Origin of the sequence: Mesorhizobium kowhaii (assembly GCF_003253745.1) — a bacterium.
In the GTDB taxonomy this organism is placed as follows: Bacteria; Pseudomonadota; Alphaproteobacteria; order Rhizobiales; family Rhizobiaceae; genus Mesorhizobium; species Mesorhizobium kowhaii.
The window spans coordinates 222615-249265 of sequence record NZ_MZXV01000080.1 but is presented as its reverse complement, the minus strand read 5'-3'; the positions used below and the strand labels follow the sequence as shown (position 1 = coordinate 249265).

General features: G+C 63.1%; 20 protein-coding genes. 13 read left to right on the top strand and 7 right to left on the bottom strand.

Going from position 1 to position 26651, the window contains the following annotated elements; translation table 11 throughout:
* Window positions 1–5: 5 nt before the first annotated feature.
* From B5V02_RS36710 to mgrA, 4 genes are all read left to right on the top strand, one after another.
* On the top strand, window positions 6–1100 hold the full coding sequence (locus B5V02_RS36710) for an ABC transporter ATP-binding protein (RefSeq protein ID WP_111548830.1): 1095 nt from the start codon (window positions 6–8) through the stop codon (window positions 1098–1100).
* A 53-nt stretch (window positions 1101–1153) separates the two neighbouring features.
* The gene (locus tag B5V02_RS36705) at window positions 1154–1900 is read left to right on the top strand and encodes a sugar phosphate isomerase/epimerase family protein (protein WP_111548829.1); all 747 of its coding nucleotides are present in this window, start codon (window positions 1154–1156) and stop codon (window positions 1898–1900) included.
* Window positions 1901–1911: 11 nt separating this feature from the next.
* Entirely contained in the window at window positions 1912–3054 is a 1143-nt protein-coding gene (locus B5V02_RS36700; protein ID WP_111548828.1) for a Gfo/Idh/MocA family protein, read from the top strand.
* Between the two features lie 121 nt (window positions 3055–3175).
* A complete protein-coding gene (gene mgrA / locus B5V02_RS36695; protein ID WP_111548827.1) occupies window positions 3176–4222 on the top strand; it encodes an L-glyceraldehyde 3-phosphate reductase in 1047 nt (348 codons plus the stop codon).
* A 78-nt stretch (window positions 4223–4300) separates the two neighbouring features.
* Here the strand turns inward: mgrA and B5V02_RS36690 are convergent, their stop codons facing one another.
* Window positions 4301–5395: a S1 family serine peptidase gene (locus B5V02_RS36690; RefSeq protein WP_111548826.1), complete on the bottom strand. Its 1095-nt coding sequence runs from the start codon at window positions 5393–5395 to the stop codon at window positions 4301–4303.
* Window positions 5396–5746: 351 nt separating this feature from the next.
* On the opposite strand from B5V02_RS36690, the gene B5V02_RS36685 reads away from it, so the two are divergent.
* A complete protein-coding gene (locus B5V02_RS36685) occupies window positions 5747–6841 on the top strand; it encodes a trypsin-like serine peptidase (protein ID WP_111548825.1) in 1095 nt (364 codons plus the stop codon).
* Window positions 6842–6991: 150 nt separating this feature from the next.
* A complete protein-coding gene (locus B5V02_RS36680; protein ID WP_111548824.1) occupies window positions 6992–8824 on the top strand; it encodes an MORN repeat-containing protein in 1833 nt (610 codons plus the stop codon).
* Here the strand turns inward: B5V02_RS36680 and amrB are convergent, their stop codons facing one another.
* The 5 genes from amrB to B5V02_RS36655 form a co-directional block, all read right to left on the bottom strand.
* Window positions 8825–10429 carry an AmmeMemoRadiSam system protein B gene (gene amrB, locus B5V02_RS36675; protein WP_245446373.1) on the bottom strand — a complete coding sequence of 535 codons (1605 nt, stop codon included), beginning with the start codon at window positions 10427–10429 and terminating at the stop codon, window positions 8825–8827.
* A 215-nt stretch (window positions 10430–10644) separates the two neighbouring features.
* Window positions 10645–13524 carry a WD40 domain-containing protein gene (locus tag B5V02_RS36670; RefSeq protein ID WP_245446372.1) on the bottom strand — a complete coding sequence of 960 codons (2880 nt, stop codon included), beginning with the start codon at window positions 13522–13524 and terminating at the stop codon, window positions 10645–10647.
* A 50-nt stretch (window positions 13525–13574) separates the two neighbouring features.
* A complete protein-coding gene (locus B5V02_RS36665; RefSeq protein ID WP_111548822.1) occupies window positions 13575–14282 on the bottom strand; it encodes a DUF4760 domain-containing protein in 708 nt (235 codons plus the stop codon).
* A complete protein-coding gene (locus B5V02_RS36660; RefSeq protein WP_111548956.1) occupies window positions 14279–14659 on the bottom strand; it encodes a hypothetical protein in 381 nt (126 codons plus the stop codon). Before B5V02_RS36660 ends, B5V02_RS36665 begins: the two co-directional genes overlap by 4 nt.
* A gap of 107 nt (window positions 14660–14766) precedes the next feature.
* Window positions 14767–16974: a caspase family protein gene (locus B5V02_RS36655; RefSeq protein WP_111548821.1), complete on the bottom strand. Its 2208-nt coding sequence runs from the start codon at window positions 16972–16974 to the stop codon at window positions 14767–14769.
* A gap of 260 nt (window positions 16975–17234) precedes the next feature.
* Between B5V02_RS36655 and B5V02_RS36650 the strand changes: the two genes are divergently transcribed.
* Window positions 17235–17639: a Fur family transcriptional regulator gene (locus tag B5V02_RS36650; RefSeq protein WP_095084745.1), complete on the top strand. Its 405-nt coding sequence runs from the start codon at window positions 17235–17237 to the stop codon at window positions 17637–17639.
* 178 nt (window positions 17640–17817) lie between these two features.
* Here the strand turns inward: B5V02_RS36650 and polA are convergent, their stop codons facing one another.
* Window positions 17818–20784, bottom strand: coding sequence for a DNA polymerase I (gene polA / locus B5V02_RS36645; protein WP_167458811.1), 2967 nt, complete (start codon window positions 20782–20784; stop codon window positions 17818–17820).
* 421 nt (window positions 20785–21205) lie between these two features.
* On the opposite strand from polA, the gene B5V02_RS36640 reads away from it, so the two are divergent.
* From B5V02_RS36640 to B5V02_RS36615, 6 genes are all read left to right on the top strand, one after another.
* On the top strand, window positions 21206–22591 hold the full coding sequence (locus B5V02_RS36640) for a M20/M25/M40 family metallo-hydrolase (protein WP_111548820.1): 1386 nt from the start codon (window positions 21206–21208) through the stop codon (window positions 22589–22591).
* Between the two features lie 124 nt (window positions 22592–22715).
* A complete protein-coding gene (locus B5V02_RS36635) occupies window positions 22716–23336 on the top strand; it encodes a ribonuclease D (protein WP_111548819.1) in 621 nt (206 codons plus the stop codon).
* A 100-nt stretch (window positions 23337–23436) separates the two neighbouring features.
* Window positions 23437–23640, top strand: coding sequence for a hypothetical protein (locus B5V02_RS36630; RefSeq protein WP_111548818.1), 204 nt, complete (start codon window positions 23437–23439; stop codon window positions 23638–23640).
* A gap of 110 nt (window positions 23641–23750) precedes the next feature.
* Window positions 23751–24005 (top strand): GlsB/YeaQ/YmgE family stress response membrane protein, encoded by a 255-nt coding sequence (locus B5V02_RS36625; RefSeq protein WP_111548817.1) that lies wholly within the window; start codon window positions 23751–23753, stop codon window positions 24003–24005.
* A 25-nt stretch (window positions 24006–24030) separates the two neighbouring features.
* Window positions 24031–24177: a hypothetical protein gene (locus tag B5V02_RS36620; RefSeq protein ID WP_013529552.1), complete on the top strand. Its 147-nt coding sequence runs from the start codon at window positions 24031–24033 to the stop codon at window positions 24175–24177.
* Between the two features lie 191 nt (window positions 24178–24368).
* On the top strand, window positions 24369–26645 hold the full coding sequence (locus B5V02_RS36615) for a transglycosylase domain-containing protein (RefSeq protein WP_111548816.1): 2277 nt from the start codon (window positions 24369–24371) through the stop codon (window positions 26643–26645).
* Window positions 26646–26651: the final 6 nt, after the last annotated feature.

The window sequence follows — 26651 nt, the reverse complement described above, 5'->3', positions numbered from 1 at the left end:
TGGATATGGCGCAGAACGGTACCAGCGTTTCGATCCAGGACCTGTCGCTGAGTTTCGGTGTGGTGACCGTCCTGCAGACACTCAATCTCGATGTCGCCGAGGGCGAGTTCATCGTGCTGCTCGGCCCCTCCGGCTGCGGCAAGTCGACCTTGCTCAACTGTATTGCCGGCCTGCTCGACGTCTCCGAAGGCCGCATCTTCATCAAGGGCAAGAACGTCACCTGGGAAGAACCCAAGGATCGTGGCATCGGCATGGTGTTCCAGTCCTATGCGCTGTACCCGCAAATGACGGTGGAGAAGAACCTGTCCTTCGGCCTGCGTGTCGCCGGCACAGCGAAGGACGAGATCGCCAAGCGGATCGCGCGGGCGGCCGAGATCCTGCAGATCGAGCCGCTGCTGCAGCGTAAACCGGCAGCACTTTCCGGCGGCCAGCGCCAGCGCGTGGCGATCGGACGGGCGCTGGTGCGCGATGTCGACGTGTTCCTGTTCGACGAGCCGCTCTCCAATCTCGACGCCAAGCTGCGTGCCGAGCTGCGCGTCGAGATCAAGCTGCTGCATCGCAAGCTGCAGAACACCATGATCTATGTCACCCACGATCAGATCGAGGCGATGACGCTGGCCGACCGCATTGCGGTGATGAAGGGTGGCATCATCCAGCAGCTCGATGCGCCGCAGACCATCTACAACCGCCCGGTCAACCGCTTCGTCGCCGGATTCCTCGGCTCACCCGCGATGAATTTCATCGATGGGCAACTCGAGAACGTGGACGGCGGCTGGCGGTTCGTGGCCGACGCTCTCAAGATTCCGCTCGGCACTTATGACTTTGCCGGGCTTCCAACTCCCGGCCCGGCCGTATTCGGTATCAGGCCCGAGCATGTGAGTCTGAACAGTGGCGCGGGCTGGCCGTTCTCGACAGCCGCCAATGTCGAAGTGGTCGAGCCCATGGGCTCCGACACGCTGGTCTGGCTCAAGCTTGCCCAGCAGAATTTCAGCGTCCGAGTCACCTCGGAACGCACGCCCGAAAACGATGAGGCGGTGACGGTCGGTTTCGATCCGATGCGCGCTTCGCTCTTCGATAGCGCAACCGGCAACCGCATCTAGCTTCCGAGAACCACTCTCCCAACGACAATCCACAAGCAGAACGGACAGAGACGATGAACTGGTCATTCCAACTTTACAGCGCCCGCAATTTCCAGCCCTGGGAAGGCGTCCTCGAGACGCTCGGCAAGCTCGGCTACACCCAGGTCGAAGGCTTCGGTGGCGTCTATGATGATCCCAAGGCCTTCCGCGCCGAACTCGACAAGAACGGGCTCGCCATGCCGACCGGGCATTTCTCGATCGACGCGCTCGAGAACGACTTCGACGGCGTGCGCAAAATTGCCGACGCGCTCGGCATCACACTGCTCATCTGTCCTTTTCTGATGCCCGACCAGCGGCCATCCGATGCCGCCGGCTGGCGCGGTTTCGGCGAGCGCCTGGCAAAGGTCAGCGATACCGCAAAGAAGGCCGGCTACGGCTTTGCCTGGCACAACCATGATTTCGAGTTCAAGAAGCTCGCCGACGGCTCGGTGCCGCAGGATCTCATCCTCACGGCGGCACCCGACATCGGCTGGGAGATGGACGTCGCCTGGGTGGTGCGTGGCGGCGACGATCCGTTGGCGTGGATCGACAAACATGGCAAGCGCATCAGCGCTGTCCACGTCAAGGACATGGCCAAGCCCGGTGAGGGGCTGGACGAGGATGGCTGGTCGGATGTCGGCCATGGCACGATCGACTGGGCCGGCCTGTTCAAGGTGCTGCGCGCCAAGAGTGCGGCCCAATACTACGTCATGGAACAGGACAACCCGAACGACATCGAGCGCTTCGCCCGCCGCTCGCTCGCAGCCGTCAAGACCTACTAGGAGCAATCAGCATGGCAAAGAAACTTGGCATCGGCGTCATTGGCTGCGGCAACATCTCGAAGGCGTATTTTTCGCTGGCGCCGCTGTTTCGCGGCATCGAGATGCGGGCCTGCGCCGACATCAACATGGATGCGGCGAAGGCTCGCGCGAAGGAGTTCAAGCTGCGCGCGGAGACCGTCGACGATCTGCTCAAGGCCGACGACATCGACATCATCGTCAACCTGACCATCCCGGCGGTGCACTATGAGGTGTCGAAGCAGGTGCTCGACGCGGGCAAGCACGTCTATTCGGAAAAGCCCTTCGTGCTGTCGGTCAAGGAAGGGCTCGACCTGAAGAAACGCGCCGAGGCGAAAGGCCTGCGCATCGGTTCGGCGCCCGACACGTTCCTGGGTGGCGCGCATCAGCTGGTGCGAGAGCTCATCGACACCGGAAAGCTCGGCAAGATCACCAGCGGCACGTGCCACGTCATGGGCCACGGCATGGAGCACTGGCACCCCAATCCCGACTTCTTCTTCCAGCCGGGCGCGGGACCGGTGCTCGACATCGGCCCGTACTACATCACCAATCTGATCCAGCTGATCGGACCGGTGAAACAGGTCGCCGCCTTCGCGTCGACGCCGGCCAAGGAACGCACCATCAGTTCAAAGCCGCGCGCGGGCGAAAAGATTCCGGTCAACACGCCGACGACCATCCATGGCCTGCTGGAGTTCGAGAACGGCGCCGTGATCACGCTCAACACCAGCTGGGACGTCTGGGCCCATGGTCACGCGCCGATGGAACTCTATGGCGAGACGGGTACGGTGTTCGTGCCGGATCCGAATTTCTTCGGTGGCGACGTGCGCTTCACCGAAGACAGCAAGCCGGTCAAGAAGCTGCCGAAATGGAAGCACCCGTTCGGCGTTCCCAACGAGATGCATTCGCAAGGCATGATGGCCAACTACCGTACCGCCGGCCTCGCCGACATGGCGGTGGCGATCGCGGAAGGCCGGCCGCACCGTTGCTCCATGGAACTCGCGCTGCATGCCGTCGACGTGATGACCGGCCTGTTGCGCTCCGGCGAAACCGGCAAGTTCGTCGCCATGCAGACCAGTTGCGAACGGCCGGCCGCACTTGGCGTCGAGGAAGCCAAGGCGCTGCTGGCGAAGAAGAAGTAGACCGCGCACCTCAACCCTCTCCCCGTTCCGGCAGGGAGAGGGTAAGGGTGAGGGGCAGAGCCGACTCGCCGCGTTGTCGTGATGGCAGCCGACTGGCTCGCTTCCATTTGAGGATTTTCCCATGCCCTACATCCCCGCCGAAAACCGCTACGAGAACATGATCTACAACCGCTGTGGTCGCTCCGGCCTGAAGCTGCCGGCGATCTCGCTGGGGCTGTGGCACAATTTCGGCAATGACACACCGCACAAGACCAAGCAGGCGATCGCGCGCAAGGCCTTCGACCTCGGCATCACGCATTTCGACCTCGCCAACAATTACGGCCCGCCGCCCGGCTCGGCCGAGACCGCTTTCGGCGAGATCCTGCGCACCGATTTCGCCGGCTATCGCGACGAGCTGATCATCTCGACCAAGGCCGGCTACGAGATGTGGGCTGGGCCTTACGGCGAATGGGGCGGGCGCAAATACATGCTGGCCAGCCTCGACCAGAGCCTGAAGAGGATGGGGCTCGACTATGTCGACATCTTCTATTCGCACCGCTTCGATCCCGATACGCCGCTGGAAGAAACGATGGGCGCACTCGACCATGCCGTGCGCTCGGGCAGGGCGCTCTATGCCGGCATCTCATCCTACAATTCGCAGCGCACGCGTGAGGCCGCCGATATCTTGAAGCAGCTTGGCACGCCTTGCGTCATCCACCAGCCGAGCTATTCGATGCTGAACCGCTGGGTGGAGGAAGACGGCCTGCTCGATACGCTCGAAGGGCTCGGCGTCGGCTCGATCGTGTTCTCGCCGCTGGCGCAAGGCATGCTGACCGACAAATATCTTGGCGGCATCCCCGAAGGCAGCCGCGCCTCACAAGGCAAGTCGCTGAAGACAGCCTTCATCAACGACAAGACCATCGCCAACATCAAGGCGCTCGACGCCATCGCCGGCAAGCGCGGCCAGACACTGGCGCAGATGGCGCTGGCCTGGGTGCTGCGCAAGGGCAAGGTGACCTCGGCACTCATCGGCGCCAGCCGGCCGGAGCAGGTCGAGGACTGCGTTGGCGCGCTCAAGGTGCTCGACTTCAGCGATGCCGAACTTGCCGAGATCGACAGCTATGCGCGCGAGTCCGACATCAACCTGTGGGCGGCTTCCGCCGAGCGCAAAGGCCCGCCGAGAAAGTAAGCTCGCTCGTTAAGCCGGCAAAATAAAACGGCGGGAACCCTTCCCGCCGTTTTTCATGTGAAGCGAAATGCTGTCGCTTCAGGGTGTGGCTGGTTTCTGGGCGGTGCCTAGTCCCACCTTGGGTTTGGCCGGAGCCGGAGCTGAGGTCTTCATCTTCGCCTCGATCCAGCCGGTGTAGTTGGCCAGCCGTGTGTAGATGCCGTAGGCATCCTTGTGGCCGCAGGCCGCACTCCCGTCCGCCGGGCCTTCGCCCCAGCTGACGACGCCGACCTGGACCGGACCGTCGGCGCCGGTCATGAACAGCGGGCCGCCGCTGTCGCCATTGCAGGCATCGCGCACGCCGCTGGTGGTGCCGGCGCAGATCATGTTGCCGGTCAGCGGGTCGGTCATGTCGGCGGCAATCGCAGTGGCGGCCGCGTCGATGCCTTTCTCCGAATAACGCATACGGTGAGAGAGATCGCCAAGTGCGGCCTTCAGATCATGCGCATAGATCGCCTTGATGCCGCTGTTGCAGGCCTGGTTCGGCTGCAGGTCGAGGTCGGCAACCATCAGCGCGGTTGGAAAAGTGCCATCCTGCATCTTGCCCCAGCCGGTGACGGTGGTCTTGCCGGCATCGGGTGTGGCGTCATGGGTGACCTTGATGGTCGGCGCGTCGGCCGGTTCGGCAAGGCGGAGCAGGCCGAGGTCGTTGTCGAGCGTCTGCTCGCTGTAGCCCTCGTTGACGATGACCTCCACCACCTTGTGGCGCTTGCCCTCGCTGAGATCGGTGGCGCCGGTCAGCACGGTGACGGAGTCAGGCGAAATCGGCTGGCCCTTGTCGTTGAGGCAGTGGGCTGCCGTCAGCACCCATTGCGGCGCGATCAGGCTGCCGCCGCAGAATTGTGCGTTGGCCTGCGAGGCCGGGTTCTCGTCCAGCCTGTCGGTGGTGAGCAGCGCGACCTGAAATGGATAGGCACCCTTTTCGGCCTGGTTGCCGCCATAGACGCGATCGGCGCCGTCGGGATTTTCCGCCGCAGCCTTCGCCTTGGCATCCGCAACGCGTTTCATCGGCGAGACCGCCGCTTCGGGCCTGGCTGTGTCATCCGCCTGGCTGGCGCTGACGGTGGCAAGAGCCGAGGCGATGGCGAGCGCCGACGCGGCGGCGATCGGCCTGAACCGATGGATGATGTGCACCTGAAATCCTCCTGAGACACGTTCCCGAACGAGCCAGCCCCCGGCGCATGATCAACCAAACAGTCGCCAGCAAGTCAGGCGTTGCTTCGCGGATTGCGTTCCCGTGCGGAACCCGTTCAAAACCCTATAGCCCCCCACGGGCTACGTGGAAGCGAATTGTCATTCCAATGTTGTATTAATTTAGGCAGTATACCGGCGCGGATGTCTTTGGCGGGGGCCTTCGACAGACCGCATGGGGTGATGATCAGGTTCAGGTACCGGTAACCAAACTCATTTTTCGACTTCACCACGATCTCGACAATATTTCTGTATTTTGATCCAGTCCTTGCTGACTTTTGGGAGAGTCTCACCATGACAAAACTGACAAACGCTATCATTGCGTCCGCATTGCTTTCCACTGCAATGTGGACGGTCCCTGTTTTCGCCGCCGATCCTGGCTCCGCCAGCGCCGGCAATGGTGAAAGCATGCGGGACGTAACTTCAGGCGACTACAAGCCCGGGCGGGCAAAACCAATCGCGTCGCCGAAGCTGACTGACGAAGACAGCCGCGCTGCGCCGCTTGCTGACGAGGCAACGGCTGTCAAATCCTATGGCATCGTCGGACGTTCCGCCGATGGCAAGGAGATCAAGATCGAGCCGAGCGAAGCGTTGCGGGACCTTATCATCAAGGAACTGAATGCGCCGGCCAACGGAAAAGACGCGGCTCCGCGCAAGACCGAAGATCCTGACCTTGGCGAGGGCGAAGCCGGTCGTCAGGTTTTCGGCACCGACGATCGCGAGCAGGTCAAGAACACCAAGACCTATCCGTTCTCGGCAATCGGCTATCTCGAAGCCAAATCGGCGAAGACGGGCAGCTATGGCAGCTGCTCGGCAACGCTGATCGGCCCGCGCACCGTGCTCACCGCGGCGCACTGCCTCTACAGCCATGAGGACAAGGACTGGCTCTCCGAGTATCTGTTCGTGCCAGGCCTCAACGGCAGCACTGCCGACGACGCACCGTTCGGTGCCTTCACCTTTGAAAGCGCCTATGTGCTGCAGGGCTTCATCGACAACTACCAGGGCTATTATGGTTCGGTCATCCCGTGGGATCTCGGCATCATAACCCTCAAGCAGGACGTCGGCACCAACCTCGGCTGGCTGGGCTATGCCAATTATGACGATCTTGGCGACTTCACCGCCAACCTCGTCGGCTATCCCGGCGACAAGCCGATGGGCACGATGTGGAAGGCGAACTGCGAAGTGCACGCCGAAAACATCGCCCCGGAATATTTCCAGTATGACTGCGACACGTTCCCGGGGTCGAGCGGCAGCTCGGTCTATGCCTATGACAACAACTCCAAGCAGCGCATCATCACCGGTGTCAACGTGGCGGAAAGCCCCGACGCGAACACCGCCGTGCGCCTGAACGCAGCCAACATCCAGTGGATCAACAGCCTGTATAAATAATCGCTGCGCATTCACTGTGGAGATAAGGCGGTGGGGCAATCCCGCCGCCTTTTTCATGCCGATGCTTCCCATGCGGCTTCTCTTGCACGAGGCCGGCTCGCCGACTACGCTTAAGGGGCCAAGGGGTTGGCATCCAAAGGGGCTCAAGGGATGGCGCGGGCAAGGGCAGTGTTCGGGATCGCGGCCGCATCGATGCTGGCCGCGTTGATGCTTTCGCCGGCCTTCGCCGATCCGGCGACCGCACCTGCCGGTGGCGCGTGGGCGGTACGGGTGCAGATCCTCTACCAGGCAGACACGCGCTCGGTGCTGCGCAGGATGGTCCGTGTGTGGGACTTTCATCCGGATAAGAATCTCGACTTCGTCTGGGAGCCGGCGGCCGGCCAGTCACCTGACCGGACGATCGCCGAAGACGGCACCATCAACGGCAAGGGCAGGCTGGTCTGGCGGGTGCGCGGCTCGGCGAGCTATGATCCCAAAACCATCTATTCCAGCTATTTCGGTGACGTTCGGAATGGCCGGCCCGACGGGCAAGGCCGGCTCGAGCTGCGCTCGGGCGAGGTTTTCGACGGGCATTGGCTGGCCGGTGAACTCAACGGAAAGGGCATCCATGTCGATGCCGACGGCAACCGCTATGAGGGGCAGTTCGTCGCCGGCGTGCCGAATGGTGAAGGCCGATTGCTGTCGAAGACCGGCGAGATATTTGCCGGCTCATTTGTCGACGGGTTGAAGAACGGCAAGGGCCGCACGCGACTGGCCGGAGGCACCGTCTACGAGTCGCAATGGGCAATGGGCAAGCAGGTTGGTGGCTCCCGCCCCGACGTGCTGGCCGATGCCAGGGTCGGCGGGCTGCTCAAGGCGCAGACCGGCGGCGGCGACGCCGACAAGGTCGAGATCGGCGTCGCGGTCGACCAGCGCATGACCCAGCAATCCGATATGCAGTACCAGCATCTGGCGCGCGATGAGGATATCGCGATCTATCCGCAGGCGGACCAGTATAATGACAGCTGGAACGGCACCGGCCAGGTCACCACCAGCAATGTCTATGAAGGCAAGGACTGGGAGGACGCGCCGGCCTTTGCCGAGGTCGACCTGAAGACATCAGACCAATCCAGGGTCAAGCTCGACAGTCTGGAAATGAAGGTCGCCGCCAGCGATGCCTACCGCAAGCCGATGCTGTCGATATCGGAGCATTTCGGCTGCGTCGGCTTCCGTCCGGATTTCTCGATCGTCAACAATGGCTGGGGTGACGCCAAGGACATGAAGATGTCTATCCAGTTCACCACGATCGATGACGAAGGCAATCCGACCGGTGATCCCAGCCGCATGTTCAGCAAGGACGTCGGCAGTTTTGGCGAAGGCGTCGACGTGTCGATCAAGAGCGTGCTCGCAGAGGCCGGCGTCGACACCGCCAGCCTGGAGACGGGGCGGTTTCCCTGTCCTTCGGTGGACAGTCTCAATGTCTGCCGCAGCCAGCTGACCAACAAGATCAAGTTCGGTGAGGTCGCCGACTATCTTGGCAATATGCAGCAGGCGATGACGCTGAATGCGATCGGCAAGTTCGACTATTCCTGGGCGGATGACGAAGGTCATGTCTACCAGCAGAGCGAGCCGTTCCGCACCTCCATCACCATGGCGGTTTTGGAGACGCCGGAAGCGATGGCCGAATGCGGCGATGGCGGCGGTGGCACGCCGGAAGCGATGCGCTACCAGAACATCGAGTTCCCGATCGGCAAGCATGACTACACCATCGCCATGCCGGTGCGTGGCAACAAGAAGATCAGCGCCTACACGGCGCGGCTGAAGATGTGGTCGTCGATGTCGTCGATCCATAGCTTCAGCATCGCCGCGCATTTTGCCGACGGCAGCGTGCGCGAGAGCAAGCCGGTGACCTTCTTCTACTTCCGGCCGAAACAGTCGTTGTTCGAGACCAAGACCGAGCCGGCGGCCTGTTACCTGCCGCGCGACATGGTCGGCTGCGGCTAACTATTTCCGGCCCATCTCGAAATAGTTGGGCAGCGGCAAAAGCCGGGTGAAGATTGTGCCCTGGGCGAAGACGCGCAGTTCCAGCATCGATCCCGACGACCGCTCGGCGCTCTGGTCGAAGAGGAAATTGCCGAGCGAATAGACCTCCGCCACATCGCCGCCGGCAAGCGGGACAATCGCCTCGCTCGACACATGCGGATGGCCGCCGACGATGGCCGAGACGCCACGCAGCCGCATCTGGTCGGCAAGCATGTCCTCACGCGCCGACGGTTCGGTCTTGTATTCGCGGCCCCAATGGACGAAGGCGACCACCGGCCGCTCGGCATCCTCGTGCAGCAGCCGGTCAAGCAGGGCAGGCGTCAGCAGGTCGGTGTTCTTCGAGCCGTTGGTGTCGATGTCGGTCAGGCCGACAAGATCGAGATCGGCAAGCGCCAGCGTCTCGCCCTGACCGAAATGGGCAATGCCGGCCTCGTCCAGCGCGCGCAGCGTCTCGGCATATCCTGACGGGCCGAGATCATAGGCGTGATTGTTGGCGAGGCCGACGCCGGCGACATGTAGCCTCCTCAGCATGTCGACAACCAGGTCTTGCGGCATCGCCAGCGTCATATCGTCGATCGCTTCCGGCACGTTTGGCAGGATGACGCCTTCGAGGTTGACGATCAGCGGCCGTGAGCCGGTGAGGGCCAGAACGCTGTCGACGATCCGGTCGGCAACGCCGTCGCGAACCAGAATCTTCTTCATCGCGCGGCCGAAATTCACGTCGCCGGCGAGATAGTAGATCCTGTCCTTCGGTCGCGTCGGGTTGTTGAAGCCGGGAGCGAAGGCGCCGAACAGCGCCACCACATAGCTGGTGGTCCGCTCGACATAGTCCGACGTGTGCTCCTGCGAGTTCTCGTTGGCGACGACCAGCGGCTGGGCGCCGAACAACTCGCGCTGCAGCCTGGTCTGGATGTAGAGCGCGCCAACGGAATCGGCGTGATCCGGCTGGCGAAGGGATGCGATGCCGTCGAGCGACCCGGCGGCCAGCATGTTCAGCGTCTGCTGGTCGAAGCGCCGTGCGTCGTGCTGCGGCAGATAGTGCGAGAAGTCGGTGGATTCGACGATCAGCGTGTCCTGGTCGACGATCGGCTTCAGAGCCTCGGCCAGCCTGTCCCAGTCGCCGCGCCGCGCCTTGACCGACATCGCGACGGGCACGATTTTCGCCTCGGGGAAGTAATGGTGCAGGAAAGGCAGCATGGCGCGCACGCCATGCTCCTTGTCGAACAGGCAGGATTCCTCGACCATGTCACCGTGCGTTTCGAGCTGGCGCACCGCTTGCGCGTCGGCCGCCACCGGGCCAAGCACGGTATCGAAGCCGCGCAGCGTGGTGGCGTACAATTTGTGCGTCTTGTGGAAATGGTCCGGCGACAGGATGACGATCCGCTTGTAGCGGAAGCTGGACGCCGCCCGGAAACCCAGCGCCACCAGGTCGGCAGCCAGAAGGTGATGCGGAACGGTGATGCCGGTCAGCCGCTGGTTGGAAGGCTCGACATCCGCGACCTTGGCGATGGCGTCGTCGTAGAAGGGCGGGAAGTTGTTGGTGCCTTGCGGGCATACGATAGGCACGGCAAAAGCTTTAGAGGGAGGGAGGGCGAGCAGAATAATTATCAAGGTCAGCAGAACGCTGACCGGCAGTTTGCCTGGGCGCAGACCTAGTCCCCTCATGGCTCGGCGAGCACAATGTTCTCCACGCCGCCGACATAATAGAACGGCTTTTGCTTCGACGACGCCACGCTGTTCAAGGATGCTGCGCGGCAAGGCCAGGACGTCCGACGGCGGCGTCACGCTGTTCGGCCTTGCCGACTACATTTCACGCGAAGTGGTGCGGCTGACGGCCCTCGAGGATCGAATAGGTGAACACGCCGTGGCCCAAGTTCGGGCAGTTCGGCTGCGGTGTTGTTGGCGGCGGTGGCCGAAAACACGACGATGCGCGCGTCCTGCGCGTCCTTTTCCAGGCGCGGGTTGAAGGCGTTGGCGGCATGGCAGGTGTCGAGCAGCATGAAGCGCATGCCCTTGGCCCGCTCGACCGATTTCTGGATGTCCGACCAGTCGACAAGCGAGGAGCGCTTCCAGCGCTCGGCATCCTGTTTGCGGCCGTCGGTCGGGATGAAATAATAGTCCTCGTCGATGTTGATGCCGTGGCCGGCGACGAAGATGATGGTGGTGTCGTGCTCGCCCGGTCTGTCGAGGAAATCGGCAAGCTGGTCGTCGATCGTGTCGGAGTCGGGCTCCATGACGGTGTCGGCGCTGGCGACGGCGTAGGTCTGCTTGGCCTTGTCGGGGGCCTCGTCGAGCGCTTCACGGTTGACCAGAACCAGCGTCTCCATCGATGAGAACAGCGGTGCCGATTTCTGCGAAATCACCTTGAGAAACTCGGTGGCATCATCGACGGGATAGCGCAGGTCGCAGGCGTGGCCCGAACAGGCGTCGGTCAGGAACGGATATTTGTCGACGCCGATGACCGCGACATAGAGCTTGCCCTTGGCCTCGGCCTTCTCGGTCTTTCTTGCCAGCGCCGTCACACTGCGTTCGGTCAGATAACCGAATTCGTTGGTGCCGGTGATGCGGATGGTGTTTTCGCCATTCTCGACCGGTATCTCGACAATGGTGCTGTTGCCGTCCACCGAGCGGGCGGTGACGTCGCCGACATTGCGGCTGTTCGACAGGATCGAGAAGCCGGCGACATCGGTCGCGGCTTGCCTGGCACCGGTGATTTCGACGGCGACATAACCGTCACGGACCTTGCTCTGGTCTTCGGCGAGGCCGATGTCGAACTCCGGCGGCTTGCGCTGCAGCAGCTTCTGCAGCTCATTGTCGACGCCTGGCCGCATCTCCCTGACCGCCTGTTTGGCGCTGCGCAGGATGATCGCGCGGCGCACCATTTCCGGGCTCCAGAGATATTTCTTCAACTGGCCGGCGCGGATGAAGCGGCCTTCATGGTCGCGGCCCTGGTTGACCTGCCAGCCGATCAGCTTGTCGCCCTCATCGGAGGAATAGTAGTAGCCCTGCGGCATCCAGGCGATCCATTGCGAGCCGGCAAAGAACATCGACACGATCAGCTCGTGCGTCTTCAGATTCCAGAGCCTGAGCGTCTGGTCGGCACTGCCGGTAACCAGCAGGCCGGCTTTCTCGGAAGCCACCATAGTGTTGATTTCGCCGGTATGGCCGGTGAATTCGCCCGACACTTTCGCGGTCGCCGTCCTGTATTCGATCAGCGTGCCGTCATTGCCGCCGGTGATCAGGCCAAGGCCATTGTCGATCAGCGTGTAGGCTGAATGGACAAAACCTTTGGTGGCATCGTTCTCGATGCTGCGCACCATTTTGCTGCCATTGGCGATCTCCAGCACCGCGTTTTCCAGCGCGTCCTTGCCTCCCTCCCTGGTGCGCAGCGACCACTGGCCGTCTGTCAATGCTGCGCGGGCAAACGAGTCCGGCTCCGCAAGCGGCTGCGGGTCGTCGAAGAAACGCTCGGCGGTGGGCAGCACCAACCTGTTGTCTAGTGCGCCTTGTTCCTCCGGACAGGACACGCGCTCGGGGCAAGGGTTGGCATTGCCCCAGGCGATGACGTCGTTCGCCGTATCGATGCCGACGGCGGTCACCGGTTCGCCCAATCCCTGCAGCAGGGCCTTGCGCTCGCCGGTCGCGGGGTCCCAGACCTGGATGGCGTTGCGCGTACCGCCGGCGGTTGCCACCAGCGAGCCGTCGGCATTGGCGGTGCTGGCATAAACCGTGCCGTCATGGCCGGTGTAGTCGAGCGCCTTCTCGCCGGTGTCGGTGTTCCAGACGATGGAGCGATGCCTGTCGGCGCAGCGATAGCCGCAGGAGGCGACCAGCCGCGACCCCTTGGCAAAGGTCAGGGAGCCGATGAGGAAATCCTGCTTTGGCATGGCGCGCAGCAGCGTGCCGTCGGCAGCGTGCCAGAGCTGGACCTGCCCGTCCTTGCTGCCGGTGGCAAACAGGCTGCCATCCTGCGACACGGCCAGCGCCATGACACTGATATCCCGCAGCGGCTCGGCTTCGGCCGGCAAGGCGATCTCCTCGCCCTTCGCGACGTCCCAGAGCCGGATGCCGTTGTCGGTGGTGGTCGCCGCCAGCCGGGTCCCCGCGGCAACGAAGGCGAGCTTGTCGATGTGCCAGGAATCGGCATCGAGCTTCTTGTCCAGCGTCCAGCCGGTCACGGATTTGTCGTCCAGCCGCCAGAGATAGACCACGCCGTCGGCGCCACCGGCGGCCAGGATCGTTCCGTCGGGAGAGAAGGCGAGGTCGTAGGTCGCGTAGTCGGTGGCCTTCAACACGGCCTTCATCTTGCCGGTGGCGAAGTCGAACAGTCTGACATCGCCATAAGGCGGCTTGTCGCCGAGGCTGGCGCCGAAATAGCCGCCGGCGGCGACCGTCTTGCCATCCGGCGAGACCGCGACCGCGAAGATCTTGCCGTCGCTGCCATTGCCGAGATAACCGCGAATGGTGCGCAGTGTCACCCCGCTCTGCCAATCCCAGATGCGGATGGTCTTGTCGTTCGATGCCGAGACGATGTTCTCTCCGTCGGGCGTGAAGGCGAGGTCGGTGACCTGCGCGCTGTGGCCGCCGGTGTCGAGATCGAGGTGGAAGTCAGGCGCCTCTTCGGCGCGAGCAGCCGATGCGATAACAAGCGCACCGGCCATGGCCAGCCTGCAGCAGGCGCGCATGAGGCGGCGAGCTGCTTTTCCCATCGCTATTTGACTTCGGCCGCGGGCTGCCCATTGCGCACATAGGTCTCGATCGCCGTGGCGAAAGTGGGTGAACCCGCCTTGCGCTGCTTGTCGACATAGCCGGCAAAATAACTCCAGAACGAGACGGCATAGTCGCGGAAATAAGCGTCGGTCACCTTGCGCGAACACAGATCGCCGTCGATGCAGAAGGACAGGCGGTTGAGGAAATAGACGATGCGGTCGAAATTTTCGCTGAAATCGGCGAGTGGCATGTCGCCACCGCTGGCGGTCATCGCCTCGATGCCGATCCGCTGCCGGAACACCTGCTCCTCGGTCGGCGAGGGGTTGGCGCTGAGCAGATTGTCGTATTTGGCGTTGAGGGCCGCAAGACGATCTTTCAGCGCGCGCTGCGCCTGCTGGTAGTCCTTGGTTTCCCAGAGCTCAACCAGCGACATGGTCTGCTCGACGCGCTTCTGCTCCTGGTTGGCGAGGAACTGGTAGATCGAGAACATCAAGGTGAAGATGATAGCCAGACGCACCAGCAGGCCCGACCAGGCATAGATCAGCATGCGCCAGTCGCGGTCGGTGAACGGGTTCGCCTCCTTCTTGATCTCGTGGCTGCTCGGCCACGGAAAACCCTCGGTGGTTTCCGGCAAAGCTGGCTCCGTGGCCGGCGCCTTCGCGGGGGCGGCAGCTGCCGTCTGCCTGGTGTTGCCCGCCGGTTTTTTCATTGGCAGCTGTCCAGATCGATGATGGCGGAAGGATCCAGCACGATGCCTGGCGCCTCCAGCTTCTTTTTCAGGCATTCCAGCTGCAGGCGCGAAATCATGAACTGCACGTCGGGCTCCGCCACCCCCTTGTTCGGTGACGGCAGCGCCTCGACCACGCCGCGCGAGGCGCAGTTGCTGAGATCGACGACAACGGCGCCGCTGCTGCTTTTGGCGATCTGGTCGTACTGATCGAGAAAACAGGTTGCCAGTTCGGAGTTGGTGACGATCTGCTTGACACAAAGACCGCAGGCCTCGTCCGCCGAAGCATTGGCGATCAGGAGCAGACCACCAGCAAGGCCGGCCACCGCTCCACGCCAGGAAAAAATAGAATTCTTCACAATCGATCCTATCCGCCTCATCCGGCCATCATGCGCCATTGCGCCTGCCGGGAATGTTCTCATATCGCGCCGATCGCGCAAGAGCCGGCTCTTGTGCCGGCATTCGCTCAGGCGCGTGGCACCGTCTCCATCGGGAAGATCATCACCGCGCCCTTCGGGCCGCTCTTGTCGGCAAGCCGCATCACCGAGCGGGTTGCCGGCGCCATGCCGATATCGGTCAGCATGTCGGTGAAGCTGGCAGGGCCTAGCCCGCGCGTCATGGACGCAACGCCATCCTGCGCCAGGAAGCTCAGATCCTCCTTCTCGCTCTCCGGCGGCGCCTCGGTCAAAACCGCGATCATCCTTTCCATGCCGAAGCTGGTGTCGGTGAAGGCCAGCAGCCCCTCCTCGAGCGTGGCTTGCGGCGCAAGGCGCTCGGCAACGATGTGGGTGATCGAATAGTCGCTGCCGACATAGAGCACGTTGATGTCGACCAGCAGATCAGAGCCGTTCTTTGCCAGCACATGCACTTCGTCGCCCGGCGAGACGCGAGGCACCACGGAAGCCTGCAACGGTTCGAGGCCGTCCTTGTCACGGCGTTTGACCTGGAACTGGACGTCGACGTCCTCGGGCTTGTAATCGGAGGCCGCCGCCAGCCGCGAAAGCCCGGTGGCACGGAAGATGGTGCGCAGATTCCTCGTTGTCGCCTCGACCAGCTTTTTCCGGTCATCCATGTGGATGATGATCAGCGGCGGCTTGCTGCCATCCTTCAAGGTCACGTCGCCTGAGGCTGGCAGGAACCATAGCGCCGGCTTGTCGGTCGCGTCCTTGGCGGCGCCGGCAATGGCATTCTCGCGCATCACCGCAAAGCGAAGCTCGGCGCTCTTGCCGGGGTCGACCAGTTCGATGTTGAAGCCGGTCTCCTTGGCCGTGGCCAATTCGTCGAGAACCGAATTGACCAGAGCAGTTTCCTTCTTCTCAAGTCCCTTGGTCGCCGCCGGCCGCGCCACGACGAGCTTGTAGTCGACGGCGATCTCGGCCACTCGCGCATAGGCATTGGCGGGGATGTCGGCGAGCTTGAGCGCCGGCTTGTTGTCGAATTCGACCGGCTTGACGCGGCTCTCCAGGTTCTTGGCAGACTGCACCTCGAGATAACCGACCGCGTCGGAAAGTTGCGACAGCGCCGACGGCAGGATGGCGAGCTTGCTGCCGGGGGTGAGGCGATGCAACAGGCCGGCGCCGATCGTCGCGTCGCCGTCCTTGATGACAACAGGCCATTGCATGACCGCGTCCGTCTTGTCGGTGCCGAACACGCGTGCGTCGAGTTCGCCCTCGAACAGCGGTGTCGGCCGCGTGCGGCTGTCGGCCGAATATTGCTGCAGCACGGCCTGGCCGAGCTGGCGATAGGTGATGTTGGGATTCTCGGCCAGTTTCGACAGGATGGTGAAGGTGAACAGACCGAACCGTGGTGCATCCGTCGTGCCCTTGGGCAGCGGCATCTCCGGCGTCGTCTCCACCGTCTGGGCGGCATAGAAGGCGACCAGCTTGCCCTTGGTGATCGGTTCGCCGCCGGTTGGCGTCAGGTTGAAGGCGGGCTTGCGCGTGCCGTTGTCGTCGACGCCGCGCGAGCCTGCGGCGGATGTCACCTCGTCATAGGCCTTGATCGCAGCGGCTCGCTCGGCTTCGCTGCCGCCGACCAGGTCGGCGAACTCGACCTTGCGCTCCATTTCGTCGTCGACTTCGACGGCGCGGGTCGCAGTGCCGGAATGGCAGCAGTCGAACACGACCCAGACGAAGGCACCCTTGTTGCGGATGGCGTCGAGCGCGGCGCCGATCTCGTTGTCGACCAGCGCATTCGGCACCCCGGCATCACGGTTTATCCATTTGTCGATGTCGACAGGCAGGAAAATCTCGTCGAGCCCGTCGGTCTCGTCGCCCTTGACCCTCTCCGGCTGCTGGGCGCCGTGACCGGACAGGTGCAGATAGACGAAATCGTCGCGCTGCACCTTTGCGGCGAGGTCGGCCAGCGCGGCCTTGATCGCGGCATGGGTCGGCAAGCCATTGGCGCCCGGGACGTCCTTGGCCAGCAGCGTGACATTCTCGGGCGCGAACCGCACCGGGTCCGGCACGTTCTTCAACAGGTACTCGTGGACGAGGCCGGCATCGTTCTTCGGCCCGATCAGCCAGTTCCTCTGTGGCAGGTTCGGATATTCGGTGCAGGCGACCAGCAGCGCATGATACGTGCGCGATGCAGCCATGGTCCTGAACGACACCATCCCGGCCATCGTCAGCGCGGACGTGCCGACCAGCAGCGTCCGCCGCGTCAATTTGATCATGATTGCTTCCCCAAGCCCGATCGAATTTCCCAAGCGCGGCAACTCTTGCCGAGGATTTTGTCAGTATTTTGAATGTTGCATCGCAGAGCAGCCCGCCTGTTATCCCACTCCGGTCGACGATAGGCGTTCTCGATAGCCTCCCGGGCAGAGATGTTGGAAACAGTAGCAAAAATGCCTGTTCGTCGCTATCTGGATGGACAGGGATCGTTTGCGCGCGGAAATGATGCGCAAGCGACGCAAGACAGGTTGGAAACAGGATCATGGCGGCAAGGGATGTGCTGACGAAGAACCAGCTGTGCGTGCTCGAGAAACTCGAGGCCGCCAGCGGGCCGCTCAGCGCCTACACCTTGCTCGACCAGCTGCGCGAGCGCGGTTTTCGCGCGCCGCTGCAGGTCTATCGCGCGCTCGACACGCTGGTGAAGTCCGGCTTCGTGCACCGGCTGGAAAGTATCAATTCCTTCGTCGCCTGCGCCGAGCCGCATGACCACAGCCATTCGATGACCGCCTTCGCCATCTGCGACACCTGCGGGCAAGTCACCGAAATGTCCGATCACGATGTCGACCACCGGCTGGACGAATGGGTCCGCTCGACGGGCTTTGCCGCCAAGAAGGCGGTGATCGAATTTCGCGGGACGTGTGCCAAGTGTCTGGCCGAGGCGGCTTAAGGTGCGCTGATATTCAGGTGATGCCGGCCTGCAAATGGTGGCTCCCTGCGCTTCCGGTGCTCACGTGCCCAAAAGTACGCGCCGCTCCGGTTCTCGGGAGCCATCAGTTTGGTCGCTTTGCGCCCGTCTTCGACTCCGGCTCGGCCTGACCTGAATCTCAACGCACCTTGAGTTGGCGCTAATGCGCCTCGTCCCAGTTGTTGGCGGCGCGGGCGTCGACATGCAGCGGCACCGACATCGACACTGCCGGCATCGCCGCGTTTTCCATGACGTGGCGCACGATGGGGATCGTCGCCTCGACTTCCGCCTCGACCGTTTCAAAAATTAGCTCGTCATGCACCTGCAGCAGCATGCGGGCCGACAGCTTTGCCTTCTCCAGCGCCTCGTCCATGCGCACCATGGCGCGGCGGATGATGTCGGCGGCGGTGCCTTGCAGGCGGGCGTTGATCGAAGCGCGCTCGTTGAAGGCGCGCAGCGACGGGTTCGACGAGCGGATATCAGGATAGTGGATGCGGCGGCCGAAGATCGTTTCGACGAAACCGTGCTCGCGGGCATAGGCCTTGGTCTCTTCGATGTAGTCGCGGATGCCGGGAAAACGCTCGAAATACTTCTTGATGTAATTGCCGGCCTCTTCGCGCGGGATCGACAGCTGGTTGGCGAGGCCGAAGGCGGAAATACCGTAGATGATGCCGAAATTGATCGCCTTGGCGCGACGGCGGATTTCCGAAGGCATGCCCACTACCGGCACGTTGAACATTTCCGACGCGGTAATGGCGTGGATGTCGGCGCCGTCGGCGAAGGCCTGCCGCAGTTGCGGGATTTCGGCGACATGGGCGAGCACCCGCAGCTCGATCTGGCTGTAATCGGCCGAGACCAGCCGGTTGCCCTTGTCGGCGATGAAGGCGGTCCTGATCTTGCGGCCTTCGGCGGTGCGCACAGGAATGTTCTGCAGGTTCGGATCGGATGATGACAGCCGGCCCGTCGTCGTCGCTGCAAGCGCGTAGGAGGTGTGGACGCGCTTGGTGTCCGGATGGATGAAGCCCGGCAGCGCGTCGGTATAGGTCGATTTCAGCTTGGTCAGCTGGCGCCAGTCAACGATCTTGCGCGGCAGTTCATGGCCTTCGGCGGCGAGGTCTTCGAGAAGCTGCGCCGAGGTCGACCATTGCCCGGTCTTGGTCTTCGAACCTCCGGGCAGGCCCATGCGGCCGAACAGGATGTCACCAAGCTGTTTTGGCGAGCCGATGTTGATGCGCTCGCCGATGAGCTGGTAGATTTCTTCTTCGAGGCGAGCGGCGCCCTGCGCCAGTTCGCCCGAGAGCCGCGACAGGATCTGCCGGTCGACCGAGATGCCGCGCTGTTCCATGCGCGCCAGTACCGGCACCAGCGGCCGCTCCAGCCGTTCATAGACCGACACCAGCCCCTTGGCGGCAAGCCGCGGCTTCAGCACCAGCCAGAGCCGCAGCGTCACATCGGCGTCTTCGGCGGCATGAGCGGTCGCCTTGCCGATGTCGACCTGATCGAAACCGACGGAGCTTTTGCCGGAGCCGGTCACGTCCTTGAGCTGGAGAGGGGTGTGACCAAGCCATTTCTCGGCAAGCGAATCCATGCCGTGACCATGAGGGGTGCCGGCATCGAGCACATAGGAAATCAGCATGGTGTCGTCAAAAGGCGCGACATCGATGCCATAACGGCTCATGACGACAAGATCGTATTTCAGGTTCTGCGCGATCTTGAGAACCGACTTGTCTTCCAATAGCGGTTTCAGCACGGCCAGCGCCTCGCGAAGCTGGATCTGGTTTTCGACCGTGCCGCCACCGAGCAGGTCACCGTTGCCGCTCTTGTGGGCAAAAGGAATGTAGGCGGCGCGGCCGGGCGCGGTGGCGATGGACATGCCGATCAACTCGGCCTGCATCGGATCGGCCGACGTCGCCCTGACGTCGAAAGCGGCAAGGCCGGTCTCGGTCGCCTCGGCGACCCAGGCTTGCAAGGTCGCGACATCGCGGATGCAGTGATAGGCTGACGTATCTATCTTGCGGGTGGCCGCGCTCTCCAACCGGAGCGCGGCCAGCAGGGAAGGGGTGTCGCCTTGCTTTGGCGTTTCCGTCGCCGGTGTGGTTGTCGCTCCGCCAGCTTGGCCCAGTTCGGTGCCGGCCGCGCTTCGGGCAACGGCCGGCGCTCCCGATCCAACATCAGGCCCATGCGCGCTATCGGCGCGCTCGACGGTCACCGCAACGGCCTGGACATCACCGGCCTCGGTGCCGGTCGCTTCCGCCACGCGGCGGGTCAGCGAAGTGAATTCCATGGTCTTGAGGAAGCCGATCAGCTTCGGTCCGTCCGGCGCGTGCAGGACGAAGTCGTCCAGCCCCTCGGTCACCGGCACGTCATTCTTCAGCGTCACCAGCTGGCGTGAAATGCGCGCCTTGTCGGTGTTGGCGATGATCGATTCCCGCCTTTTGTCCTGCTTGATCTCGCCCGCGCGGGCCAGCAGGCCGTCGAGGTCGCCGAACTGCTCGAGCAGCTGCGCGGCCGTCTTCGGCCCGATGCCGGGCACACCGGGTACATTGTCGACGGAGTCACCGGTCAGCGCCTGCAGGTCGACCATTTTCTCCGGCGGCACGCCCCATTTCTCGATGACTTCCGGAATGCCGATCTGGCGGTCCTTCATCGGGTCGTACATGCCGACCGTGTCGCCGACCAGTTGCATCAAATCCTTGTCGGAGGAGATGATGGTGGTGTCGCCGCCCGCTTCGCGGGCGAGCCTGGCATAGGTGGCGATGAGATCGTCGGCCTCGTAGCCTTCGATCTCGACGCAAGGCAGGTTGAACGCCCTGGTCGCCTGGCGGATCAGGCCGAATTGCGGGATCAGGTCTTCCGGCGGCGCCGAGCGGTTGGCCTTGTATTCGGGGTAGAGATCGTTGCGGAAGGTTTTCGAGGAATAATCGAAAATAACGGCGAAATGCGTCGGCACAATGCCTACATCGGTGTTGCGGGCATCCAGCATCAGCTTCCACAGCATGTTGCAGAAGCCGGAAACGGCGCCGACCGGCAGGCCGTCGGATTTGCGGGTCAGCGGTGGCAGTGCGTGATAGGCACGGAAGATGTAGCCGGAGCCGTCGATAAGGAAGAGATGATCGCCTTTTTTCATGTCGGCAGGGATAGCGCGGCTCGATGCTGCGGTCCATGCCAAAGGCACCGGCACCCACCGGTTCCGGCAACACCCTGACAGAATGGCTGCGGGCCGGCCTGCTCACGCCCATGTTACAAAAGTGTAATTTTCATGCCCTTGAATCGCCACGTTCAAAGACACAAATAAGGGTCATCGGCAGTTTTCGCCGAGTCCGGAGCAAGGCCCGTCCCCCGCCTATCCCGGACACTTGCGGCAGCCTATCCCCCCTCTCCGGGCTGCCGCATCGTTTCGAGTAGAAGACCGCCGTGGTTCCCCCTCCACCACGGCGGTCTTTTTTTGTCGTTCGACAGGCATGGCGGGCCTTGGTCCAATCGTCCCGGGCTTTTCGTTTGCCCGGTCTGCCTTTACGGTTCCGGCACTGAATCGAAAGGCTTCACAAATGTCCGCAGTTTCTCCCGTTCTCGATCGCCTCGACAAGAATCTCGACCAGAGCCTTGAGCGCCTGTTCGGCCTGCTCAGGATCAAGTCGATCTCCACCGATCCGGCCTATGCCGCCGACTGCCGCAAGGCGGCGGAATGGCTGGTGGCGGAGCTCAAGCTGATCGGCTTCGACGCCAGCGTGCGCGACACGCCCGGCCATCCGATGGTGGTTGCGCATCATGACGGGCCAGCCGGCTCGCCGCATGTGCTGTTCTACGGCCACTACGACGTGCAGCCGGTCGATCCGATCGAATTGTGGGAAAGCGATCCGTTCGCGCCCGCGGTCAAAGAGGTCGAGCCCGGCCACAAGGTGATCACCGGGCGTGGTTCGGCCGACGACAAGGGCCAGCTGATGACCTTCGTCGAGGCTTGCCGCGCCTGGAAGCAGGTGCATGGCAATTTGCCGTGCCGCATCACCATCCTGTTCGAAGGTGAGGAAGAGTCCGGCTCACTGTCGCTGAAGCCGTTCCTCGAGGCCAATGCCGACGAACTCAAGGCCGATTTCGCGCTGGTCTGCGATACCGGCATGTGGGACCGCGACACGCCGTCGATCTGCGTCGGATTGCGCGGACTGGTCGGTGAGGAGATCACGGTAAAGGCCGCCGACCGCGACCTGCATTCCGGCCTCTATGGCGGTGCCGCCGCCAACCCGATCCGCATCCTGGCCAAGGTTTTGGCCGATATCCACGACAAGGACGGCCACATCACCATCCCGGGCTTTTATGACGGCGTCGAGGAAACGCCGTCGCAGATCCTGAAATCATGGGAGACGCTTGGCGAAACGGCCGAGACCTTCCTCGGACCTGTCGGCCTGTCGATCCCGTCGGGTGAGAAGGGCCGCTCGGTGCTGGAATTGACCTGGGCGCGGCCCACCGCCGAGTTCAACGGCATCATCGGCGGCTACACCGGCAAGGGCTTCAAGACGGTGATCGCGGCGGAAGCCTCGGCAAAGGTCTCGTTCCGCCTCGTCCACAAGCAGGACCCGGCCAAGATCCGCGCCGCGTTCCAGAAATTCGTCAAGGAGCGCATTCCGGCCGACTGTTCGGTCGAATTCCACCCGCATGGCGGCTCGCCGGCAATCCAGCTTTCCTATGACTCGCCGTTCCTGGCCAAGGCCAAGAACGCGCTCTCCGACGAATGGCCGAAGCTGGCGGTGACGACGGGCGGCGGTGGCTCGATCCCGGTGGTCGGCGACTTCCAGACCTATCTCGGCATGGAATCGCTGTTGGTCGGCTTCGGCCTCGACGACGACCGCATCCACTCGCCCAACGAGAAATACGAGCTGAGCTCCTTCCACAAGGGCCAGCGCTCCTGGGCGCGGATTCTGGAGGCGCTAACCCGCTGACGTGGCGGGAACGCAACTTTCTGTTGATTTTTCGGCGGATCACAGCGAGGACGGGGCCACGAGATAAAGCGCCGCGGCGTCCCTTGCCGGTCAAGGGACGCCCAAGGCTCGACCGGAGAAGACAATGGCCGACATCCGTTTCCACAAACATGACCTGCCCGACCTTTCGCACTACAATGTCGGCGGGGTGGCCATCGACACCGAGACGCTGGGGCTCAACCCGCATCGCGACCGGCTGTGCGTGGTGCAGATCTCGCCGGGCGACGGCACAGCCGACGTGATCCAGATCGCGCCGGGCCAGAAGAAGGCGCCGAACCTCGTCAGCCTGCTGAGAAATCGTGGCGTAACCAAGCTGTTCCACTACGGGCGCTTCGACCTTGCCGTGCTCTACAATGCGTTCGGGGTGATGCCCGAGCCGGTGTTCTGCACCAAGATCGCCTCGCGGCTGACCCGCACCTACACTGACCGGCACGGGCTGAAGGACATCTGCTTCGAGCTTCTCGGCGTCGGCCTGTCGAAGGCGCAGCAATCGTCGGACTGGGCGGCCGAGACGCTGTCGCCCGAACAGCTCGAATACGCCGCTTCCGATGTGCTCTATTTGCACCGTTTGCGCGATGTGCTGGCCGGGCGGCTGGCGCGAGACGGGCGGACAAAGGAGGCCGATGCCTGCTTCCGCTTCCTACCGACGCGTGCCAAACTCGACCTCATGGGCTGGGGCGAAGAGGATATCTTCGCCCACAGCTGATGGGTTTGGCGAAGATCTGCTGCCGGCGGCCGTTTTGGAACCAGATGCGGGCCGCCGCGTTCTGTCGGCTCAGTCTTGTCGGTTTAAAAGGGGGGATGACATGGCGGACAGAAAGCCGATTTCGACCGCGCCGAGGGACGGCTCCAAGGTCTCCGTCACCTGGAAGGACAGCGACGGCGTCATCAACGAATCCATGGCGCAATATCGCGACGACGGCTGGTGGGTCTACACCGACAGTCATACGCAAAAGAAGGTCGAGCCGACCAGCTGGCGACCTGTCGCGAGCGATGATGACGACCAGTGAGCGCGCCGCTGGCGAGGCTGGCTGCTTTCGAATAGCCTGAAGTCGTTGATATCGAGGCCGATTCGGAGCTTTCCGCTTCGCCGTCGTCCTCTTGCTCGGAGGAAATCGCTATGGGTGCTGAAAGCCTGCTCGTCTTCATCATCATTGGTGCCATCGCCGGCTGGCTCGCCGGTCTCATCGTGTCCGGTTTCGGCTTCGGCCTGATCGGCAACATCATTGTCGGCATCGTCGGCGCGTTCATCGCCGGCTGGTTGTTCCCGCGGATCGGCTTCTCCATCGGCGGCGGCGTTCTCGCCTCCATCATCCACGCTACGATCGGCGCCATCATCCTGCTGGTGCTGGTCAAGGTCCTGAAACGAGCTTGAAGCTCGACAACCGAAAGAGCGCGCCATGAAACAGAATACGCTCTATCTCGTCATTGGCGCGCTCGTCGTCGTGGTCATCGCGCTCGGTATTTATGTCTATCGCGAACAGACCAAACCGAAGGGCGTCGAGCTCAAGATCGACGACAAGGGCATCTCGATCCAGCAGAATTGATGGCATCGGATCGGCGCCGACCGCCACCGCCTTGTTGTGGCAAGCGGGCGGTGCTGACGCGCCGTTCGAGCCGGTCCGCAAGCAATTGAATCCACATTGCTTCGATTTTTCCCGACTTAACCCGCCCTTAAATCGCCGCATCTACTCTTCAACCCGAACGCCATAGGCATCGGGGACAGACAGCACAGCGCATGGCGAACCGCAGAGACAGTCGCATCGAACCCAGTTTCGAGGGACCGCCGCAGGCGAGATCCTCGGCGGGTCTTTCGGTGAACGAGGAGGATCGCGTCGTGCCGAGCAACCGCAAAGCCTCTGCAAAACGCAAGCCGGCCAAGGGCAAATCGTCGCGCGGTGGGCGCGCCAGAAGCCGGCGCGGCCTGTTCGGCGTGTTCGGCCGGCTATTCTACTGGTGTTTCGTGCTCGCCATATGGGGCGGCATCGCGGCGGCTGGAATCGTCGTCTACTACGGCGCCAAGATGCCGGCGGCGACGACCTGGTCGATCCCCGACCGCGCCCCCAACATCAAGATCGTCTCAGCCGATAACCAACTGCTCGCCAATCGCGGCATGAGCGGCGGCGAGGCCGTCGGCCTGCACGAAATGTCGCCCTATATCCCCGAGGCCGTCATCGCCATCGAGGATCGCCGATTCTATTCGCATTTCGGCATCGACCCGATCGGCCTGTCGCGCGCGATGGTAACCAATTTGCTTGGCAGGCATTTCTCGCAGGGCGGTTCGACGCTCACCCAGCAATTGGCCAAGAACCTGTTCCTGACCCCCGACCGCACGCTGGAACGCAAGGTGCAGGAAGTGCTGCTGGCGCTGTGGCTTGAGCACAAGCATACCAAGGACCAGATCCTCGAAATGTACCTCAACCGGGTTTATTTCGGTTCGGGCGCCTATGGTGTCGAGGCGGCTTCGCGCCGCTATTTCGGCAAGAGCGCGCGCGACGTCACCCTGTCGGAAGCTGCCCTGCTTGCCGGCCTGTTGAAGGCGCCGTCGCGGCTGTCGCCGGCGCGCGATCCGAAGGCTGCCGAAGAACGCTCGCAGCTCGTGCTTGCCGCCATGCGCGACGAGGGCAAGATCAGCGCCAGGGAGCTGGCTTCTGCGATGAGCGCGCCGGCGACGCGCTCGCCGTCCTACTGGACCGGCTCGGAGAATTACGTCGCCGACACGATCATGGAAGAACTGCCTGACCTGATCGGCGACGTGCGCGGCGACATCATCGTCGACAGCACCGTCGACCTGACGCTGCAGAAGCTCGCCGAACAGTCGATCCGCAGGCTGATCGACGACAGCGGCAAGAAGCTCAACGTCACCCAGGGCGCTCTGGTGTCGATCGACGATTCCGGCGCGGTGCGCGCCATGGTCGGCGGTTACGACTATTCGACCAGCCAGTTCGACCGTGCTTCGGAAGCACGCCGCCAGCCGGGCTCAGCGTTCAAGCCATTCGTCTATATGGCCGCCCTCGAAGCCGGCCGCACACCCGACAGCGTGCGCAACGATGCGCCGATCAAGATCGGCAACTGGACGCCCGACAATTACGGCGGCAAATATTTCGGCAAGGTGACACTGGCCACCGCGCTGGCCAAATCGCTGAATTCGGTCGCTGCCCAATTGACCATGGAGGTCGGGCCGAACGCGGTTGTCGAGGCGGCGCACCGCATGGGCATCCAGTCCGAACTGCAGTCCAACACCTCGATCGCGCTCGGCACTTCGGAAGTGACGCCGCTGGAGCTAACATCGGCCTATGTGCCCTTCGCCAATGGCGGCTACAAGCCGGACATCCATTTCATCCGCCGCGTGACGACCACCGACGGCAAGGTGCTTTACGACAGCGGTGGCGGCAGCGCGCCGCGTGTCGTCAAGCCTGAAATCGTCGGCATGATGAACTCGATGATGACGGGTACGGTCGAGACCGGCACCGCCCGGAAAGCAGCTTTCGCCTGGCCGGCGGCCGGCAAGACCGGCACCAGCCAGAATTCGCGCGACGCCTGGTTTGTGGGCTACACCGCCAATCTCACCACCGGCGTCTGGTTCGGCAATGACGACGGCAGCCCGATGAAGAAGGTCACCGGCGGCGCACTGCCGGCGCAGGCCTGGCACGAATTCATGGTTGCCGCGCATGAGGGCGTGCCGGTGCGGCCGCTGCCCGGCACGTGGAAATCGACACCGGCCGACACCATCGTGCCCGACGAGATACCTTCGGCAAACAACGCACCGCCGGCGCCGGTTCCGTCCGTAGCCGTTGGCCGGCAGGCGCCGGCCGCACAGGCCGCCGCGCCTGCGCCGCCGCCAGCGCCGGTCCGCGCTGCCCGTCCCGCGCAGACGGTCGATGCCGATGGCCTTGCCATGCCGGAAGACGACGGCGCCACCGCGTCGATCAAGCATCCGGTGCCGCCGGGCAATGTCGGTGGCCCCCTGAAGAAGAAGCAGACCTCGATCCTCGACATCCTCGGCGGGGGGTGAGCGGCA

Coding starts and splice junctions, on each gene's coding strand:
- B5V02_RS36635 (WP_111548819.1), top strand. CDS start 22,716: ATGGCCGACATCCGTTTCCACAAACATGACCTGCCCGACCTTTCGCAC.
- B5V02_RS36655 (WP_111548821.1), bottom strand. CDS start 16,974: ATGATCAAATTGACGCGGCGGACGCTGCTGGTCGGCACGTCCGCGCTG.
- B5V02_RS36630 (WP_111548818.1), top strand. CDS start 23,437: ATGGCGGACAGAAAGCCGATTTCGACCGCGCCGAGGGACGGCTCCAAG.
- B5V02_RS36685 (WP_111548825.1), top strand. CDS start 5,747: ATGACAAAACTGACAAACGCTATCATTGCGTCCGCATTGCTTTCCACT.
- mgrA (WP_111548827.1), top strand. CDS start 3,176: ATGCCCTACATCCCCGCCGAAAACCGCTACGAGAACATGATCTACAAC.
- B5V02_RS36705 (WP_111548829.1), top strand. CDS start 1,154: ATGAACTGGTCATTCCAACTTTACAGCGCCCGCAATTTCCAGCCCTGG.
- B5V02_RS36615 (WP_111548816.1), top strand. CDS start 24,369: ATGGCGAACCGCAGAGACAGTCGCATCGAACCCAGTTTCGAGGGACCG.
- B5V02_RS36665 (WP_111548822.1), bottom strand. CDS start 14,282: ATGAAAAAACCGGCGGGCAACACCAGGCAGACGGCAGCTGCCGCCCCC.
- B5V02_RS36680 (WP_111548824.1), top strand. CDS start 6,992: ATGGCGCGGGCAAGGGCAGTGTTCGGGATCGCGGCCGCATCGATGCTG.
- B5V02_RS36640 (WP_111548820.1), top strand. CDS start 21,206: ATGTCCGCAGTTTCTCCCGTTCTCGATCGCCTCGACAAGAATCTCGAC.
- B5V02_RS36650 (WP_095084745.1), top strand. CDS start 17,235: ATGGCGGCAAGGGATGTGCTGACGAAGAACCAGCTGTGCGTGCTCGAG.
- polA (WP_167458811.1), bottom strand. CDS start 20,784: ATGAAAAAAGGCGATCATCTCTTCCTTATCGACGGCTCCGGCTACATC.
- B5V02_RS36710 (WP_111548830.1), top strand. CDS start 6: ATGGCGCAGAACGGTACCAGCGTTTCGATCCAGGACCTGTCGCTGAGT.
- B5V02_RS36625 (WP_111548817.1), top strand. CDS start 23,751: ATGGGTGCTGAAAGCCTGCTCGTCTTCATCATCATTGGTGCCATCGCC.
- B5V02_RS36670 (WP_245446372.1), bottom strand. CDS start 13,524: ATGGCCGGTGCGCTTGTTATCGCATCGGCTGCTCGCGCCGAAGAGGCG.
- B5V02_RS36620 (WP_013529552.1), top strand. CDS start 24,031: ATGAAACAGAATACGCTCTATCTCGTCATTGGCGCGCTCGTCGTCGTG.
- B5V02_RS36700 (WP_111548828.1), top strand. CDS start 1,912: ATGGCAAAGAAACTTGGCATCGGCGTCATTGGCTGCGGCAACATCTCG.